This window comes from Streptomyces sp. NPDC002386 (genome assembly GCF_053593175.1).
In genome coordinates this window covers 165,529-182,584 of sequence record NZ_JBSFBX010000008.1, presented here as the reverse complement: position 1 = coordinate 182,584, position 17,056 = coordinate 165,529, and the positions used below count along the sequence as shown (strand labels likewise).

Below are 17,056 nucleotides of genomic sequence, written 5' to 3'. Positions count from 1 at the left end.
CCGGCAGGCAGGCGGCGCCCCGCGGGATCCTCCCGCAGGGCGCCGCCTGTGTAGGGCCGCCTGTGTATCGGGGAGACGCCCCCTAGAGCTCAGCCAGCTCGGCCGCGAACGGCGGCTCCGCCCCTGCCCGGGAGCAGGTGATCGCCGCCGCGCGCGCCGCGAACCGGAGCAGCCGCCGCCAGCCGTCCGGCCCCAGCGTCGCGAGCGCCCGTGGCGACAGCGCGTCCTGGGCGGCCAGTCCGTGCAGCAGGGCCGCGTTCACGGTGTCTCCGGCGCCGATGGTGTCCACGACCTCGACCTTCTCGCCCGGAACGGTGTACTCCGCGCCGTCCCGGGTGTGCACGGTGAGGCCCTCGCCGCCGCGGGTGACCACCACGGCCGAAGGCCCCGCGGCCAGCCACTCCCGCGGGGTGCCGCCGAGCCACTCGGCGTCCTCGGCGGACAGCTTCAGCAGCGTCACCGAGGGCAGCCACTCGCGGAACCGCGCCCGGTAGGCGTCCCCGTCCGGGATCAGCCCGGTGCGGATGTTGGGGTCGAGGGCGGTGAACAGGTCCTGGGCGGCCGCCTCGCGCATCAGCTTCTCGTAGGCGCTCGCCCCGGGCTCCAGGACGAGCGAGCAGGTGCCGAAGGACACCGCGCGCGTGCCGGCGGGAAGCGCGGCGGGGGCGGTGAAGAGGCGGTCGGCGGTGCCGTCCACGTAGAAGGAGTAGGCGGCCGAGCCGCCGGCGTCGACGGTGGCGACGGCCAGGGTGGTCGGCTCGGGGCCGCGCTGGACGTCCGACACCTCCACCCCGGCCCGCCGCAGCCCGTCGAGCAGGGCCTCGCCGAAGGCGTCGTCCGAGGTGCGGGAGCAGAAGGCGGTCGGGGAGCCGAGGCGGCCGAGGGCCACCGCGGTGTTGTACGGGCCGCCGCCCAGCGCCGGCTTCAGGTCGGCCAGGGCGCCCGGGCCGCGCGGTACCAGGTCGATCAGTGCCTCTCCGGCGACGACGATCACGAGGCGGTTCCCCTTTCCAAAGGCGCGGACGGTTCGGTGGTCCCGCCGGTCCCGGCCGGCGGGCGTCCCGCGGACCCGTCCCGCCTCTCCGGGCACCCGCAGGAGGTGCGGTGGACGAAGGCGCAGGGCAGCCGGACGGTCCTGGTGGGCCGGCCCGGCGTGGCCAGCCGTTCCAGCAGCACGCTGACGGCCCGGGCGCCGATCTCCCTGCCCGGCTGGGCGACGGCGGTGAGCCGGGGTGAGAAGAGGTCGGCCCAGGCGAAGTCGTCGAAGCAGCACAGGGCGATGTCGTCCGGCACGGCCAGCTCCCGTTCGCGCAGGGCGCGCAGGGCGCCGATGGTCATGGCGTTGTTGGCCGTGACCAGCGCGGTGGGCGGGGCGGGCAGGGAGAGCAGCGCGGCCGTGGCCCGCTCGGCGCCGGCCGACTCCGAGTGCCCGGACACCACGAGCCCCTCCTCGAAGGGCAGTCCGGCGGCGGCGAGGGCCTGCCGGTACCCCGCGACCCGTTCCTCCGTGGTGCTGAGGCCGGGCAGGCCCGCGACCAGGCCGATCCGGCGGTGGCCCAGTCCGGCGAGATGACCGACGAGGTCCGCCATCGGGCCGGTGTTCTCGGCGCACACCTGATCGAACGGTGACCGGCCGGGAGCGGGGCCGCCGGCCGCGTGGTCGCCGGCCGGGAGTGCCCGGTCGAGGAACACGGCCGGCACGGCGTGCCGGCCGAGGTAGGCCACGAGGTCCCGCGGACGGGCGGACGGGGCGACGATCACGCCGTCCACCCGGCGTTCGTGGAGGAGCTGGACGACCTTGCGCTCGTGGGCGGGGTCGTCGTGCGGATCGGCGACGAGGAGGCCGTAGCCCGCCGCCAGAGCGGCCGCTTCGACTCCCTGGAGGATCTCCGTGAAGTAGGGATTGCTGATCGCCGACACCGCGAGACCGATGGAACGGGTGCGGGACGTCACCAGGGAGCGGGCCAGGGTGTTGGGCGTGTAGCCGAGGGCGTCGACGGCGTCCAGCACCGCCTGCCGCGTGTGGGGCAGCACCGGACGGGTGCCGTTGAGGACGTGGGAGACGGTCGCCACGGAGACTCCGGCGCTGCGGGCCACGTCCGCCATGGTGGGCATCGCGTCGTCTCCCTTCTCCGTCCGGTCGAGCCGTCCGGTCGAGCCGTCCGGGCGTTCCGGGCACGTCCGGGCCGTGCGGACCGCCGGAGCCACGGGCGGGTGGCGGCCGTCGGCCGGATCCTCAGGCCGGGAAGCTATCTCATCCCCCCGGCTCGCGTAAACGCTTGCGCAAGCGTTTACGCACCCAACCTCCGCTCCGCCGCCCTCCCCGCCCCGGGGGCCCCGTCCCGTCCACGGCCGCCCGGACCCGCCCCCAGGCCCCCGGCCGGCCCCCGGGTATCGTCGGGCTGCACGCCCCCTGACCAGTGGAGATCCCGATGCCCGCCCGACCGTCAGCGAGCCGCCGTACCGTCCTCCGCGGAGCCGCCGTGGTCCCCGCCGCGGGGCTGGGACTCGCCGCCTGCTCGGCCCCGGGCGGCTCGGCCGGCGCGAACCCGACCACGCCGGTCGACCTCGGCGCCGAGAACGAGGTCGCCAAGGGCGGCGCGAAGCTCTACCGGGACCGGAACATGGTGGTCAGCCGGGACGCGGGCGGCGAGCTCAAGGCCTACAGCACGGTCTGCACGCATGCCGGCTGCGTGATCAACAAGCTCCAGGGCACCACCCTCGTCTGCCCCTGCCACGGCAGCGAGTTCGACGCGGTGACCGGCAAGGTGCTGCAGGCCCCGGCCACCGAGCCGCTCGGCGAAGTCCCGGTCCGCGCCTCGAAGGGGAGGATCATCGCCGGGCCCGGCGCCTGAGCGGGTCCATCCCCGGCGGGATCACTCCCAGTCCCAGGCGATGCCCACCATCCCCGGCCGGATCCGGGGCTCGACCACATGGACGCCGTGGTGCGGCGCGCTGATCCGCAGTTCCTGCCGGCCGCCGCGCGGGGCGGCCGGCGTGGGCTGGGTGAAGCGGTGACAGCGGGCCGGCAGCGCCGTCGCGTCGAAGCCCACCTGGAGCGCGTACTGGCCGCCCGGGAAACCGAACCGGTGGGCGTACTCGCCCGAGACCCCCGCCGTGCCGTCCTCGACGCCGTAGCGGAAGAGGAACGTGTCGCCGGAGCGCAGCCGGGTGCCGAACAGCAGCTCCGCCACGAGCACACCGGTGTCCTGGTCCCGGCGGACCCGGCCGGTGCGGCAGTTCTCCAGGGCGTGCACCGTCATCGCGCCCGGGCTGCAGCCGGGGTCGCCGCGGTGGACGGCGACGAAACGGTCGACGCCGTCGCGATGGGCCCGCACGATGTGGTGGGACTCCAGTCCCGCCAGCTCGCGCCGGGCGCCGATCCGGACGCGCTCGTACCGGCTCAGGGTGTGCAGCCCCCCGTCCAGGTGCCAGTCCAGCTCGGCCCGCAGCCGGTTCCCGGCGTCACAGGCCGCCGCCAGGGAGCGGTAGGAGCGGGCCGGACGGCGTCCGCCGGTGCCCGGCTCGCCGGGCTCGGTGAGCAGCCGGATCAGCGACTCGTCCGGCAGCCGCAGGATCTCCTCCAGGGCCCGCACGGCGCGCAGCGACTCGGGGCGCTGAGGGCGCCGGGCCCCCTGCTGCCAGTAGCTCAGACTCGTGATGCCGACCCTGACCCCGTGGCGGGAGAGATGGTGCTGCACGCGCTGGAGCGGCAGTCCGCGGGCGGCGATCGCCGCGCGCAGCGCCACATGGAAGGGGCCGCCCCGCAGGGCCGTGTCCAGTTCGGCGATGGGGACGTCCGCGTGCTCTGTGGCGTGCCGCATGGGCAGAGGCCTTTCTGTGAGGTGTCACGACGGCTGGTCAGACCGCTGGCGCGGGCGCGGGTCCACCCCCGTGGGCACCCGGGCGCGCCCGTCTCCGCGCACGTCGGGGCCCGTGCCCGGGCGGGCACGGCCCCGAGTTCCCACGCATTGAAGCGTGTTGACCATGCCCCGACAACACCGCGGACCGGTCGCGGTCCGCTCTGTCCGGGTCACGGCCCCCCGCACGCGCGATTTCCGGCCGACCCCGCCTCCCTTCGCGGAACGCCCGGCGCGGGTGCGCCCTCCACGGGCCCGACGCGGTGTCGGTGCTCGCCAGTAGGGTGTGAAGCATGGCCGACCCCTCCAGCTACCGCCCCAGGCCGGGTGAGATCCCGGACTCTCCGGGGGTGTACAGGTTCCGCGACGAGCACCGCCGGGTGATCTACGTCGGAAAGGCGAAGAGCCTGCGCCAGCGCCTGGCGAACTACTTCCAGGACCTGTCGGGCCTGCACCCCCGCACCCGGACGATGGTGACCACCGCCGCGTCCGTGGAGTGGACCGTGGTGTCCACGGAGGTCGAGGCGCTGCAGCTGGAGTACTCCTGGATCAAGGAGTACGACCCCCGGTTCAACGTCAAGTACCGCGACGACAAGAGCTACCCGTACCTCGCGGTGACGATGAACGAGGAGTTCCCGCGCGTCCAGGTGATGCGCGGTCACAAGAAGAAGGGCGTCAGGTATTTCGGCCCGTACGCGCACGCGTGGGCCATCCGGGACACCGTCGACCTTCTGCTGCGCGTCTTCCCGGTGCGCACCTGCTCGGCCGGTGTCTTCAAGAACGCCGCCCGCACGGGCCGGCCCTGCCTGCTCGGCTACATCGGCAAGTGCTCCGCCCCCTGCGTCGGCCGGATCTCCCCCGAGGACCACCGGGAACTGGCAGAGGAGTTCAGCGACTTCATGGCCGGCCGCACCGGCACCTACCTCCGCCGGCTGGAGAGCCGGATGACGGAGGCCGCGGAGGAGATGGAGTACGAGCGGGCCGCCCGCCTGCGCGACGACATCGGGGCCCTGAAGAAGGCCATGGAGAAGAACGCGGTCGTGCTCGCCGACGCGACCGACGCCGACCTCATCGCCGTCGCCGAGGACGAGCTCGAGGCGGCGGTGCAGATCTTCCACGTGCGCGGCGGCCGGGTGCGCGGCCAGCGCGGCTGGGTGACGGACAAGGTCGAGGAGGTCACCACCGGCGCCCTCGTGGAGCACGCCCTGCAGCAGCTCTACGGCGAGGAGAGCGGAGACGCCGTACCCAAGGAGGTCCTGGTCCCGGCCCTGCCGGAGCCGGTCGAACCGGTCCAGGAGTGGCTGGCGGGCCGCCGCGGTGCGAACGTCTCGCTGCGTGTGCCGCAGCGCGGCGACAAGAAGGCCCTCATGGAGACCGTGCAGCGCAACGCCCTGCAGGCGCTCGCCCTGCACAAGACCAAGCGCGCCTCCGACCTGACCACCCGCTCGCGCGCGCTGGAGGAGATCGCCGAGGCCCTCGACCTGGACAGCGCGCCGCTGCGGATCGAGTGCTACGACATCTCGCACCTCCAGGGCGACGACGTGGTCGCCTCCATGGTCGTCTTCGAGGACGGGCTGCAGCGCAAGAGCGAGTACCGCCGCTTCCAGATCAAGGGCTTCGCCGGGCAGGACGACGTCCGCTCCATGCACGAGGTGATCGGCCGCCGCTTCCGGCGCTACCTCGCCGAGAAGGAGCGCACGGGGGAGTGGGCCGACGGCGAGGAGGTGACGGCCGGCGGCGGGATCGCCCTCGGCGCCGGCGGGCCCGCGCTCACCGGCGCGGGGTCCGCACCCGCTGACGGCGGTGCCCCGCTCACCGCCGACGGGTCCGCGCCCGTCGACGGCGGACCCGCCTCCGTCGGCAGTGGACCCGCGCCCGTCGACGGCACCACGGCCCCGCTCACCGGCGCGGAAGTGATCGACGGCGCGCTCAAGGACGACGACGGCCGTCCCAGGAAGTTCGCCTACCCGCCCCAGCTCGTGGTCGTCGACGGCGGGCAGCCGCAGGTCGCCGCGGCCCGCCGGGCGCTGGACGAGCTGGGCATCGACGACATCGCCGTGTGCGGCCTCGCCAAGCGCCTGGAGGAGGTCTGGGTGCCCGGCGAGGACGACCCGGTGGTCCTGCCCCGCACCAGCGAGGGCCTGTACCTGCTCCAGCGCGTCCGCGACGAGGCCCACCGCTTCGCGATCACCTACCAGCGCACCCGACGCGCCAAACGCTTCCGCGCCGGCCCCCTGGACGACGTGCCCGGCCTCGGCGACACCCGCAAACAGGCGCTCATCAAGCATTTCGGCTCGGTGAAGAGGCTGCGGTCCGCGACAATCGAGCAGATCCAGGAAGTGCCGGGGATAGGCCGCAAGACGGCCGAGACCATCGCCGCGGCCCTCGCCGGGGCGGTCCCGGCCGGACCCGCCGTGAACACGGCGACCGGAGAGATCATTGAGGACGAGGAACCCGGAACGACGGCGGGTTCCGCGGGGGAGCCCGTGAGCGCGGGCCTCCCGGACGAACGACGGGGGCAGGAGACATGACCGAGCACGACGCACACCCCACGGAACAGCGAGAACAGGCGCACGGGGAAGCGGGCGGGAACCAGCCGCGGCAGACGGCCGGAGCGGACTCGCGGCAGCCGGTTCAGGACAACGGAGCACAGGTGAGTACGGACGTCACACCGGCCGGCCCCGCCGAGGCGGCCATCCCCGAGCTGGTGATCATCTCCGGCATGTCCGGAGCGGGCCGGTCGACGGCGGCGAAGTGTCTGGAGGACCTCGGCTGGTTCGTCGTCGACAACCTGCCGCCCGCCCTCATCCCGACCATGGTCGAGCTGGGCGCCCGTTCCCAGGGCAACGTGGCGCGGATCGCGGTCGTCGTCGACGTCCGCGGCCGCCGCTTCTTCGACAACCTCCGCGAGTCCCTGGCGGACCTGGAGGCCAAGCACGTCACCCGGCGGATCGTCTTCCTGGAGTCCTCCGACGACGCCCTGGTGCGCCGCTTCGAGTCGGTGCGCCGCCCGCACCCCCTGCAGGGCGACGGCCGGATCGTCGACGGCATCGCCGCCGAGCGCGAGCTGCTGCGCGAGCTGCGCGGCGACGCCGACCTGGTGATCGACACCTCCAGCCTCAACGTGCACGAGCTGCGCGCCAAGATGGACGCCCAGTTCGCCGGCGAGGAGGAGCCCGAGCTGCGGGCCACCGTCATGTCCTTCGGCTTCAAGTACGGCCTCCCGGTCGACGCCGACCTGGTCGCGGACATGCGCTTCCTGCCCAACCCGCACTGGGTCCCGGAGCTGCGCCCGTACACCGGCCTCAACGAGGAGGTCGCCGCGTACGTCTTCAACCAGCCCGGCGCCAAGGAGTTCCTCGACCGGTACGCCGAACTGCTGCGCCTCATCGCGGCCGGTTACCGGCGCGAGGGCAAGCGGTACGTGACCATCGCCATCGGCTGCACCGGGGGCAAGCACCGCTCGGTGGCGATGTCGGAGAAGCTCGCCGCGCGCCTGGTGGCCGAGGGCGTGGAGACGGTGGTCGTACACCGGGACATGGGACGGGAATGACGGAACGTACACGGCGGCTGAGCCGGCTGCGCCGGATGGCGCCGGACAGCCGCTCGGGCCGCTCGACGGCCGACGGCGGGGCGGCACGCCCCGCCGAGGCACGCGGCGGCCGGCCCCGCAGGCGCGGTGCCCAGCCCAAGGTCGTCGCGCTCGGCGGCGGCATGGGGCTGTCCGCCTCGCTCGCCGCGCTGCGCCGGATCACCGGTGACCTCACCGCCGTCGTCACGGTGGCCGACGACGGCGGCTCCAGCGGGCGGCTGCGCGACGAGCTGGGTGTGCTGCCGCCCGGTGACCTGCGCAAGGCGCTGGCCGCGCTGTGCGGGGACGACGACTGGGGCCAGACCTGGGCCCGGGTCATCCAGCACCGCTTCCAGTCCCAGGGCGACCTGCACGACCACGCGGTCGGCAACCTGCTGATCGTGGCCCTGTGGGAGCAGCTCGGGGATCACGTCCAGGCTCTGGACCTGGTGGGCAGGCTGCTCGGCGCGCACGGGCGGGTGCTGCCCATGTCCGCCGTGCCGCTGGAGCTGCAGGCCCTGGTCAAGGGGCACGACCCGGAGCGCCCCGAGGACGTGGACACCGTCCGCGGCCAGGCGACGGTGGCCCTCACCCCGGGCGAGGTGCAGTCGGTGCACCTCGTGCCGCACGACCCGCCCGCCGTCCCGGAGGCCGTCGCCGCCGTCCTGGACGCGGACTGGGTGGTGCTCGGCCCCGGCTCCTGGTTCTCCTCGGTCATCCCGCATCTGCTCGTCCCCGAGCTGCTGGACGCCCTCACCGCGACCAAGGCGCGCCGTGTACTGTCGCTGAACCTCGCCCCGCAGCCCGGAGAAACCGAGGGCTTCTCCCCGCAGCGTCATTTGGAGGTTTTGGGGCGACACGCCCCTAAACTCGCCCTGGACGTGGTGCTGGCCGACGAGGCCGCCGTGCCCGACCGCGACTCGCTCACCGAGGCCGCAAAGCGGCTCGGAGCCGCGGTCGAGCTGGCGCCGGTGGCCCGGACCGACGGAAGCCCCAGGCACGACCCGGAGCTGTTGGCCGCCGCGTACGACCGTATTTTTCGGATGCATGGAAGGATCGGCCCATGGCGATGACGGCAGCGGTGAAGGACGAGATCAGCCGGCTACCCGTCACCCGGACCTGCTGCAGGAAGGCGGAGGTCTCCGCCATTCTGCGGTTCGCCGGCGGCCTTCACCTGGTGAGCGGACGCATCGTGATCGAGGCGGAGCTGGACACCGCGATGGCCGCCCGCCGGCTCAAGCGGGACATCCTGGAGATCTTCGGCCACAGCTCGGAACTGATCGTGATGGCGCCCGGCGGCCTGCGCCGCGGGTCCCGCTACGTCGTGCGGGTGGTGGCGGGCGGCGACCAGCTGGCCCGCCAGACCGGCCTCGTCGACGGCCGCGGCCGTCCCATCCGCGGCCTGCCCCCGCAGGTGGTCTCGGGGGCCACCTGCGACGCGGAGGCCGCCTGGCGCGGGGCGTTCCTGGCGCACGGCTCGCTGACCGAGCCGGGCCGCTCCTCCTCCCTGGAGGTGACCTGCCCCGGACCGGAGGCGGCGCTGGCCCTGGTCGGTGCGGCCCGCCGGCTGTCCATCGCGGCCAAGGCCCGCGAGGTGCGCGGGGTGGACCGGGTGGTCGTCCGCGACGGCGACGCGATCGGTGCCCTGCTGACCCGGCTCGGCGCGCACGAGTCGGTGCTGGCCTGGGAGGAGCGCCGGATGCGGCGCGAGGTGCGGGCCACCGCCAACCGGCTCGCCAACTTCGACGACGCCAACCTGCGCCGCTCGGCCCGCGCCGCGGTGGCCGCCGGCGCCCGGGTCCAGCGCGCGCTGGAGATCCTCGGCGAGGAGGTGCCCGAGCACCTCGCGGCCGCCGGGCGCCTGCGCATGGAGCACAAGCAGGCCTCCCTGGAGGAGCTGGGTGCGCTCGCCGACCCGCCGCTCACCAAGGACGCGGTCGCGGGCCGGATCCGCCGGCTGCTGGCGATGGCCGACAAGCGCGCCTCCGACATGGGCATCCCGGGCACCGAGTCCAACCTCTCGGACGAGTTGGCGGACAACCTGGCGGGCTGACCCACTTCACTCCAACTCGCCGGTGCCGGAGCCCACTTGGGCTGCCGGCACCGGCGTTTGCGTGTCCGTGAGGCGCCCTTGACTCGATCATGGAGTGACATGAACCTGGCAGCCTGGCCGCCACTGTGGCGGCCAGGCCCTAGGGGGGTTCATGAGACACAGAGCGAGATCGATCCTCGCTGTCGGCGCGCTTCTCGCCGGAGCCGCGAGCCTCACGCCCGTTGCCGAGGCCCAGGGTGCCGGTTCCGCCCCGTCCCACCCCGACGAGGTGAAGGTCTTCCGCGCCCAGGTCACCCGTCAGCAGTTACCCCTGCTCCTCGCGGCCGGCCAGGACGGCCGGGAGCTGTCCGCACAGGTGGCCGCCGCCGGCCGGACCGCCGTCGAGGTCTACCTGACCGACCGCCAGGCGAGGAGGCTCGAAGGGCAGGGCGTCCGGCTCACCGAGCACACCCTGTCGGCCCGGACCGAGGCCCGCCTGGAGGGCGCCGCCCAGGGCGTGTTCCGCCCGTACAGCGGTGCCGGCGGACTGAAGGAGGAGATCCTGCGGACGGCCCGCGCCAACCCCGGCCTGACCAAGGTCGAGTCCGTCGGGAGGACCGTCGGCGGCCAGGACATCCTCGCGCTCAGACTCACCCGCGACGCCAGGAAGTCGAAGGACGGCTCCAAGCCCTCCGTGCTGTACATGTCGAACCAGCACGCGCGCGAGTGGATCACGCCGGAGACGACCCGCCGGCTGATGCACTACTACCTGGACAACTACCGGACCGACCGGCGGATCAGGAGGATCGTCGACTCGACCGAGCTGTGGTTCGTCCTCTCGGCCAATCCCGACGGCTACGACTACACCTTCAAGAGCCCCGGCAACCGGCTGTGGCGCAAGAACCTCCGCGACGTCAACGGCGACGGTGTCATCAGCACCGGCGACGGCGTCGACCTCAACCGCAACTTCGCCTACAAGTGGGGCTACGACGACGAGGGTTCGTCCCCCAGTCCCACCAGCCAGACCTACCGCGGCGCGAGCCCCGGGTCCGAGCCCGAGACCAGGGCCCTCGACGCCCTCGAGAAGCGGGTCGGGTTCAAGTACGCCGTCAACTACCACTCCGCGGCCGAACTCCTGCTGTACGGCGTCGGCTGGCAGGTGGCCACCCCCACCCCCGACGACGTCCTGTACCGGGCACTCGCCGGCACCCCCGCCGAACCGGCCGTCCCGGGCTACCACTCGCAGCTCTCCTCGGAGCTGTACACCACCAACGGCGAGGCGGACGGCCATGCCGCGAACGTCAACGGCGTCTCGATGTTCACCCCCGAGATGTCGACCTGCCAGACCGCCTCGGACGTCGATCCGGACGACGCCTGGAAGCCGCAGGACTGCCAGTCGGTGTTCAACTTCCCCGACGACGAGAAGCTGATCCAGCAGGAGTTCGCGAAGAACGTCCCCTTCGCGCTCTCCGTCGCCGAGACCGCCGCCCACCCGGACCGGCCCGTCTCCGCGGTCGGCCTCGACGCCGCCGACATCACCCCGGCCGCCTTCACCACGTCGTACGCGCGAGGTGCCGGCCAGGAGGTCTCGGCCGTCGTCCGCAGGGCGGTCCGCGACAAGGAGCTGAAGTACCGCGTCAACAACGGCCGTACGCACCAGCGGCCGCTGCGGCCCTGGAAGGGCGGCCGGACCTACGGCGGTGAGGACAACCTCTACTTCGACGAGTACCGGGCCACGGTGCGCGAGGGCAGGCCGGGCGACCGGGTCGAGGTCTGGTTCACCGGCAGGGCCGGCAAGGGCGCGAAGGTGACCGGCCCGCACTTCACGTACACCGTCGCCGAGCGGTCCCGCGCGGACACCCTCGTCGTCGCCGAGGAGGGCGCGACCGCCGCCGAGGCGCGGAAGTACGTGGACGCGCTCCGGGCGGCCGGGCACCGGGCGATCGTGTGGGACGTGGCCGGCCGGGGCGCCCCGGACGCCCTCGGCGTGCTGAAGCACTTCCGCACCGTCGTGCACTACTCGGGCACGGCCGGACCGGGCAACGCCACCCAGCTCCAGCTCCGCGCCTACCTCAACGAGGGCGGGAGACTGATCGAGGCCGGCGAACTGGCCGGCGGCAGCGTCGACCTCGGCGACGGCACCCTCTCGAACGACTTCAGCCAGTACTACCTGGGCGCCTACAGCCGTACCTCGACCAAGGGGGCCACCGGCTTCACCGGCTCCGGCGCCCTCGACGGCTACAGCGGCGCCCTCGGTGACGCGCCCGGCAACCCGCTGGACAGGGCCGGCACCTACGGCGTCACCTCCGACGAGCTGTCCCCGTCCGCCCATCCGCGGTTCAGGAGCGAGGGCGCGGGCAGGTTCGCCGGCACCGTCAACCCCTACGGCCCGTACAGCGGCTCCGCCATGGCGGCCGCGGTGCACACCGACGACGCCTACAAGCGCCTCACCCGCACCATCGACCTCACCGGTGTCGCCGCCGCGGAGCGGCCCACCCTCTCCACCCGCCTGCTGTGGGACACCGAACCCGGCTACGACCACGCGGTGATCGAGGCGCACACCGCGGGCGCCGACGACTGGACGACCCTGCCGGAGACGGGCGGGGCCACCACCGACGCCGTACCCGCCGAGTGCGGAGCCGGCTTCCTGGTCGGGGAGCACCCGTGGCTCGGGCACTACCTGACCCTGGGGGACAACACCTGCGCCGCGACCGGCACCACCGGTTCGTGGCACAGCCTCACCGGCAGCTCCGGCGGCTGGCGGCAGACCGGTTTCGACCTCAGCGCCTACGCCGGGCGGACGGTGGAGGTCTCCATCGCCTACGTCACCGACCCGGGCGGCGGCGGACACGGCGTCCTCGCCGACGACGCCTCCCTCGTCGTCGGGGGCACGGCGAAGGACACCGAGGGATTCGAGTCGTCACTCGGCGCCTGGAAGGTGTCCGGACCGCCCGCGGGCAGCCCGGCGGTGCTGAAGGACTGGACGCGGACCGGGGCCCTGTTCCAGACCTACGGAGCGGTCACCACCGACGACACGGTGCTGCTCGGATTCGGGCTGGAACAGGTGCCGTCGGCCGCCGACCGGGCAGCCGTGGTGAGGAAGGCGCTGGCCGCACTCGACAGGTGAGCGGAGCCCCCTCTCAACGGTGCGGCGGAGCATGGTCATCAGGTGAGCTGACCCGCTCACGAACGAGTGAAAAAGGCTCCGTCGGGCACTCGCATTCCGTAACAAATGAGAGTGAAACGAATGCCGATCCGGGAGGGTCCGTACCCTACTGACGGGTACGGACCCCCTGCCCGTGTATGCGGCATCTCGATGTCACCTCAGGGCCCCCAGAGGGGTAGGGTCGGGGGTGGTCGGGGACATCCCAAATACAGCTCGCCGGCACCGCATGGCCGGCGTACCAACGAGGAGATCGGTTCGTGACGATCCGCGTAGGCATCAACGGCTTCGGCCGCATCGGGCGTAACTACTTCCGCGCACTGCTGCAGCAGGGTGCGGACATCGAGGTCGTGGCTGTCAACGACCTGGGTGACACCGCGACCACCGCGCACCTGCTGAAGTACGACACGATCCTGGGCCGCCTCAAGCAGGAGGTCTCGCACACCGCCGACACCATCACCGTCGACGGTCACACCATCAAGGTGCTGTCGGAGCGCAACCCGGCCGACATCCCCTGGGGCGAGCTGGGCGTCGACATCGTCATCGAGTCGACCGGCATCTTCACCAAGAAGGAAGACGCCGCGAAGCACATCGCCGGCGGCGCGAAGAAGGTCCTCATCTCGGCTCCGGCCAAGGACGAGGACATCACCATCGTGATGGGCGTCAACCAGGACAAGTACGACCCGGCGAACCACCACGTCATCTCCAACGCCTCCTGCACCACCAACTGCGTGGCGCCGATGGCGAAGGTCCTCGACGAGAACTTCGGCATCGTCAAGGGTCTGATGACGACGGTGCACGCGTACACGAACGACCAGCGCATCCTGGACTTCCCGCACAAGGACCTGCGCCGCGCCCGTGCCGCCGCCGAGAACATCATCCCGACCACCACGGGTGCCGCCAAGGCCACCGCGCTGGTCCTGCCGCAGCTCAAGGGCAAGCTGGACGGCATCGCGATGCGGGTGCCGGTTCCCACCGGTTCCGCCACCGACCTCGTCGTGCAGCTCCAGCGCGAGGTCACCAAGGACGAGGTCAACGCCGCGTTCAAGAAGGCCTCCGAGGACGGCGACCTCAAGGGTTTCCTGGCCTACACCGAGGACGAGATCGTCTCCTCGGACATCGTCGGCGACCCGGCCTCCTGCACCTTCGACTCCTCCCTGACCATGGTTCAGGACGGCAACTCGGTGAAGATCCTCGGCTGGTACGACAACGAGTGGGGCTACTCCAACCGCCTCGTCGACCTCACGGTCTTCGTCGGCGACCAGCTCTGATCGCCCTAGATCACAGCAGCAGGACCTTGAAGTGAGAGCAGGGCTCGGGCAGCGCAACGTCGCGCTGCCCGGGCCCTGTCTCGCGTACGGACCACGCCCTCATACGATCAGGGGCATCAAGAGCCCTCCTCAGGAGTCCACCCCATGAAGACGATCGACGAACTTCTCGCCGACGGCGTGAGCGGAAAGCGGGTCTTCGTCCGCGCCGACCTCAACGTGCCGCTCGCCGACGGGACCATCACCGACGACGGCCGCATCCGCGCCGTCCTGCCCACCGTGAAGGCCCTCGCGGACGCGGGCGCCAAGGTGGTCGTCGCCTCGCACCTGGGCCGCCCCAAGGGTGCCCCGGACCCCGCCTTCTCCCTCGCCCCGGCGGCCTCCCGCCTGGGTGAACTCCTCGGCTCCGACGTGGCCTTCGCGGCCGACACCGTGGGCCCGTCCGCCCAGGAGACGGTCGCCGGCCTCACCGACGGCCAGGTCGCCGTCCTGGAGAACCTCCGCTTCAACCCGGGCGAGACGGCCAAGGACGACGCCGAGCGCGGCGCGTTCGCCGACAGCCTCGCCGCCCTCGCCGACGTGTACGTCGGCGACGGCTTCGGCGCCGTGCACCGCAAGCACGCCTCCGTGTACGACCTCCCGGCGCGCCTGCCGCACTACGCCGGCCACCTCATCGCCACCGAGGTCGGCGTCCTGAAGAAGCTCACCGAGGACGTCAAGCGCCCCTACGTCGTCGCGCTCGGCGGCGCCAAGGTCTCCGACAAGCTCGCCGTCATCGACGAGCTGCTCGGCAAGGCCGACCGCCTCCTCATCGGCGGCGGCATGGCCTACACCTTCCTCAAGGCCAAGGGCTACGAGGTCGGCATCTCCCTCCTGCAGGAGGACCAGGTCCCGGCCGTCACCGAGTACATGGAGCGCGCCGAGAAGCAGGGCGTCGAGCTGCTGCTGCCCCTCGACGTGGTGGTCTCCCGGGAGTTCCCGGACCTCAAGGCCAAGGCTCCGACCGAGCACGCCGTGGTCGCCGCGGACAGCATCCCCGCCGACCAGGAGGGCCTGGACATCGGCCCGAGGACCCGAGAGCTCTACGCCTCGAAGCTCGCCGACGCCGAGACCGTCTTCTGGAACGGTCCCATGGGCGTCTTCGAACACCCCGACTACGCCGAGGGCACCAAGGCGGTCGCCCAGGCACTCGTGGAAACCGACGGCTTCACCGTCGTCGGTGGCGGCGACTCCGCCGCGGCCGTGCGTACGCTCGGCTTCGACGAGAACGCATTCGGCCACATCTCGACCGGTGGCGGCGCCTCCCTCGAATACCTCGAGGGCAAGACGCTCCCCGGCCTCGCCGCACTGGAGGACTGACCTTAATGAGCACGCGCACGCCGCTGATGGCGGGCAACTGGAAGATGAACCTCAACCACCTCGAGGCCATCGCACACGTCCAGAAGCTCGCCTTCGCCCTGGCCGACAAGGACTACGAGGCCGTCGAGGTCGCCGTCCTGCCGCCCTTCACCGACCTGCGCTCCGTGCAGACCCTGGTCGACGGCGACAAGCTCAAGATCAGGTACGGCGCCCAGGACCTGTCGGCGCACGACTCCGGGGCCTACACCGGCGAGATCTCCGGCTCGATGCTGGCCAAGCTGAAGTGCACGTTCGTGGCGATCGGCCACTCCGAGCGCAGGCAGTACCACAACGAGACCGACGACGTCGTCAACGCCAAGGTCAAGGCCGCCTACAAGCACGGCCTCACCCCGATCCTGTGCGTCGGCGAGGAACTGGACGTCCGCGAGGCGGGCAACCACGTGTCGCACACCCTCACCCAGGTCGAGGGCGGTCTGAAGGACGTTCCGGCCGAGCAGGCCGAGACGATCGTGATCGCCTACGAGCCGGTGTGGGCCATCGGCACCGGCAAGGTCTGCGGCGCCTCGGACGCCCAGGAGGTCTGCGCCGCCATCCGCGCCAAGCTCGCCGAGCTGTACTCCCAGGAACTGGCCGACAAGATCCGGATCCAGTACGGCGGCTCCGTGAAGTCGGGCAACGTCGCCGAGATCATGGCGCAGGCCGACATCGACGGCGCCCTGGTCGGCGGTGCCTCGCTGGACGCCGACGAGTTCGTCAAGATCGTTCGGTTCCGCGACCAGTGATCCTGCCGTGAGTAGGCGGTAACGGCGATTCGTCGTACCCTTGCGGGGGCACGGCCCCGGTGCTGTGCCCCCGTCGTCCATCCGATTCCGAGGAAGTTGGTCCAGCCGTGGTTCTGGGGTTCTCGATCGCCCTGATCGTCTTCAGCCTGCTGATGATGCTGCTGGTGCTGATGCACAAGGGAAAGGGCGGCGGCCTCTCCGACATGTTCGGTGGCGGCATGCAGTCCTCCGTCGGCGGCTCCTCGGTCGCCGAGCGCAACCTGGACCGGATCACCATCGTGGTCGGGCTCCTGTGGTTCGCCTGCATCATCGTCCTCGGCCTGCTGATGAAGTCGAACGGCTGATCCGCACCGCCCAGGTACATCCATTCCGTACGTAAGGCCCCATGTTCGGTACGCGCTCCTGTGCGCGGCCTATCATGGGGCTTGCGTCTAGGTGCGGGGCCGGTAACTCCAATCACTGGACGCGCGTTGGGCCTTACGTAGACTGAGGCGCTCGCAGCGAAGTGAAACGCCGACTCGCTTTGCGGCACCATCACGCAGGGAGTTACGACCGTGGCAAGTGGCAACGCGATCCGAGGTAGCCGGGTCGGGGCGGGGCCGATGGGCGAGGCCGAGCGCGGCGAGTCCGCGCCGCGTCTGCGCATCTCCTTCTGGTGCTCCAACGGGCACGAGACCCAGCCCAGCTTCGCCAGCGACGCGCAAGTGCCCGAGACCTGGGACTGCCCGCGCTGCGGCTTCCCGGCCGGCCAGGACCGGGACAACCCGCCGGACCCGCCGCGCACCGAGCCGTACAAGACGCACCTCGCGTACGTACGGGAGCGGCGCAGCGACGCGGACGGCGAGGCGATCCTCGCCGAGGCCCTCGCCAAACTGCGCGGCGAGATCTGAGACCTGCGACCCGGCCGGGCGCCCACGGGCGGCCGGCCGCAGCTGTAGCGGGGCCCGCACGGCCGCCTTCCGCATGCGCGCCGCCCTCGTGCTGACACCTGCCCGCAAGCCGGACGTACCTGTTGTTGCCC

14 protein-coding genes are annotated in these 17,056 nt (G+C 72.2%); 11 read left to right on the top strand and 3 right to left on the bottom strand.

Annotated features, from left to right (window positions below):
• Positions 1 to 82: 82 nt before the first annotated feature.
• Together ACWCPN_RS18120 and ACWCPN_RS18115 are read right to left on the bottom strand one after the other, a co-directional pair.
• The gene (locus ACWCPN_RS18120) at positions 83 to 994 is read right to left on the bottom strand and encodes a carbohydrate kinase family protein (protein WP_451207042.1); all 912 of its coding nucleotides are present in this window, start codon (positions 992 to 994) and stop codon (positions 83 to 85) included.
• Positions 991 to 2,115: a LacI family DNA-binding transcriptional regulator gene (locus tag ACWCPN_RS18115; protein ID WP_451207039.1), complete on the bottom strand. Its 1,125-nt coding sequence runs from the start codon at positions 2,113 to 2,115 to the stop codon at positions 991 to 993. The genes ACWCPN_RS18120 and ACWCPN_RS18115 overlap by 4 nt, the downstream gene beginning before the upstream one ends.
• A gap of 317 nt (positions 2,116 to 2,432) precedes the next feature.
• Here ACWCPN_RS18115 and ACWCPN_RS18110 point away from each other — a divergent pair, with 317 nt between their 5' ends.
• Positions 2,433 to 2,855, top strand: coding sequence for a QcrA and Rieske domain-containing protein (locus tag ACWCPN_RS18110; RefSeq protein ID WP_451207036.1), 423 nt, complete (start codon positions 2,433 to 2,435; stop codon positions 2,853 to 2,855).
• Positions 2,856 to 2,876: 21 nt separating this feature from the next.
• Here ACWCPN_RS18110 and ACWCPN_RS18105 read toward each other — a convergent pair whose 3' ends face one another.
• Complete coding sequence (locus ACWCPN_RS18105) at positions 2,877 to 3,824, bottom strand: hypothetical protein (RefSeq protein WP_451207033.1); 948 nt, start codon at positions 3,822 to 3,824, stop codon at positions 2,877 to 2,879.
• A gap of 329 nt (positions 3,825 to 4,153) precedes the next feature.
• On the opposite strand from ACWCPN_RS18105, the gene uvrC reads away from it, so the two are divergent.
• From uvrC to ACWCPN_RS18055, 10 genes are all read left to right on the top strand, one after another.
• A complete protein-coding gene (uvrC, locus tag ACWCPN_RS18100) occupies positions 4,154 to 6,391 on the top strand; it encodes an excinuclease ABC subunit UvrC (RefSeq protein WP_451207030.1) in 2,238 nt (745 codons plus the stop codon).
• Positions 6,388 to 7,413: an RNase adapter RapZ gene (rapZ, locus tag ACWCPN_RS18095; protein ID WP_199210128.1), complete on the top strand. Its 1,026-nt coding sequence runs from the start codon at positions 6,388 to 6,390 to the stop codon at positions 7,411 to 7,413. Before uvrC ends, rapZ begins: the two co-directional genes overlap by 4 nt.
• Positions 7,410 to 8,504, top strand: a complete 1,095-nt coding sequence (locus ACWCPN_RS18090; RefSeq protein ID WP_365126416.1) for a gluconeogenesis factor YvcK family protein — start codon at positions 7,410 to 7,412, stop codon at positions 8,502 to 8,504. Before rapZ ends, ACWCPN_RS18090 begins: the two co-directional genes overlap by 4 nt.
• Complete coding sequence (whiA, locus tag ACWCPN_RS18085) at positions 8,495 to 9,484, top strand: DNA-binding protein WhiA (protein ID WP_365126414.1); 990 nt, start codon at positions 8,495 to 8,497, stop codon at positions 9,482 to 9,484. The genes ACWCPN_RS18090 and whiA overlap by 10 nt, the downstream gene beginning before the upstream one ends.
• Positions 9,485 to 9,635: 151 nt before the next feature.
• Positions 9,636 to 12,590, top strand: coding sequence for a M14 family zinc carboxypeptidase (locus ACWCPN_RS18080; RefSeq protein WP_451207025.1), 2,955 nt, complete (start codon positions 9,636 to 9,638; stop codon positions 12,588 to 12,590).
• Between the two features lie 296 nt (positions 12,591 to 12,886).
• Positions 12,887 to 13,897 (top strand): type I glyceraldehyde-3-phosphate dehydrogenase, encoded by a 1,011-nt coding sequence (gap, locus tag ACWCPN_RS18075; RefSeq protein ID WP_199210127.1) that lies wholly within the window; start codon positions 12,887 to 12,889, stop codon positions 13,895 to 13,897.
• Between the two features lie 144 nt (positions 13,898 to 14,041).
• On the top strand, positions 14,042 to 15,253 hold the full coding sequence (locus ACWCPN_RS18070; protein WP_451207021.1) for a phosphoglycerate kinase: 1,212 nt from the start codon (positions 14,042 to 14,044) through the stop codon (positions 15,251 to 15,253).
• 5 nt (positions 15,254 to 15,258) lie between these two features.
• The gene (gene tpiA, locus ACWCPN_RS18065; protein ID WP_451207018.1) at positions 15,259 to 16,035 is read left to right on the top strand and encodes a triose-phosphate isomerase; all 777 of its coding nucleotides are present in this window, start codon (positions 15,259 to 15,261) and stop codon (positions 16,033 to 16,035) included.
• Between the two features lie 107 nt (positions 16,036 to 16,142).
• A complete protein-coding gene (secG, locus tag ACWCPN_RS18060; RefSeq protein ID WP_451207015.1) occupies positions 16,143 to 16,379 on the top strand; it encodes a preprotein translocase subunit SecG in 237 nt (78 codons plus the stop codon).
• Between the two features lie 210 nt (positions 16,380 to 16,589).
• Complete coding sequence (locus tag ACWCPN_RS18055; RefSeq protein WP_003976875.1) at positions 16,590 to 16,925, top strand: RNA polymerase-binding protein RbpA; 336 nt, start codon at positions 16,590 to 16,592, stop codon at positions 16,923 to 16,925.
• Positions 16,926 to 17,056: the final 131 nt, after the last annotated feature.

Coding starts and splice junctions, on each gene's coding strand:
- ACWCPN_RS18115 (WP_451207039.1), bottom strand. CDS start 2,115: ATGCCCACCATGGCGGACGTGGCCCGCAGCGCCGGAGTCTCCGTGGCG.
- ACWCPN_RS18110 (WP_451207036.1), top strand. CDS start 2,433: ATGCCCGCCCGACCGTCAGCGAGCCGCCGTACCGTCCTCCGCGGAGCC.
- ACWCPN_RS18105 (WP_451207033.1), bottom strand. CDS start 3,824: ATGCGGCACGCCACAGAGCACGCGGACGTCCCCATCGCCGAACTGGAC.
- uvrC (WP_451207030.1), top strand. CDS start 4,154: ATGGCCGACCCCTCCAGCTACCGCCCCAGGCCGGGTGAGATCCCGGAC.
- rapZ (WP_199210128.1), top strand. CDS start 6,388: ATGACCGAGCACGACGCACACCCCACGGAACAGCGAGAACAGGCGCAC.
- ACWCPN_RS18090 (WP_365126416.1), top strand. CDS start 7,410: ATGACGGAACGTACACGGCGGCTGAGCCGGCTGCGCCGGATGGCGCCG.
- whiA (WP_365126414.1), top strand. CDS start 8,495: ATGGCGATGACGGCAGCGGTGAAGGACGAGATCAGCCGGCTACCCGTC.
- ACWCPN_RS18080 (WP_451207025.1), top strand. CDS start 9,636: ATGAGACACAGAGCGAGATCGATCCTCGCTGTCGGCGCGCTTCTCGCC.
- ACWCPN_RS18070 (WP_451207021.1), top strand. CDS start 14,042: ATGAAGACGATCGACGAACTTCTCGCCGACGGCGTGAGCGGAAAGCGG.
- tpiA (WP_451207018.1), top strand. CDS start 15,259: ATGAGCACGCGCACGCCGCTGATGGCGGGCAACTGGAAGATGAACCTC.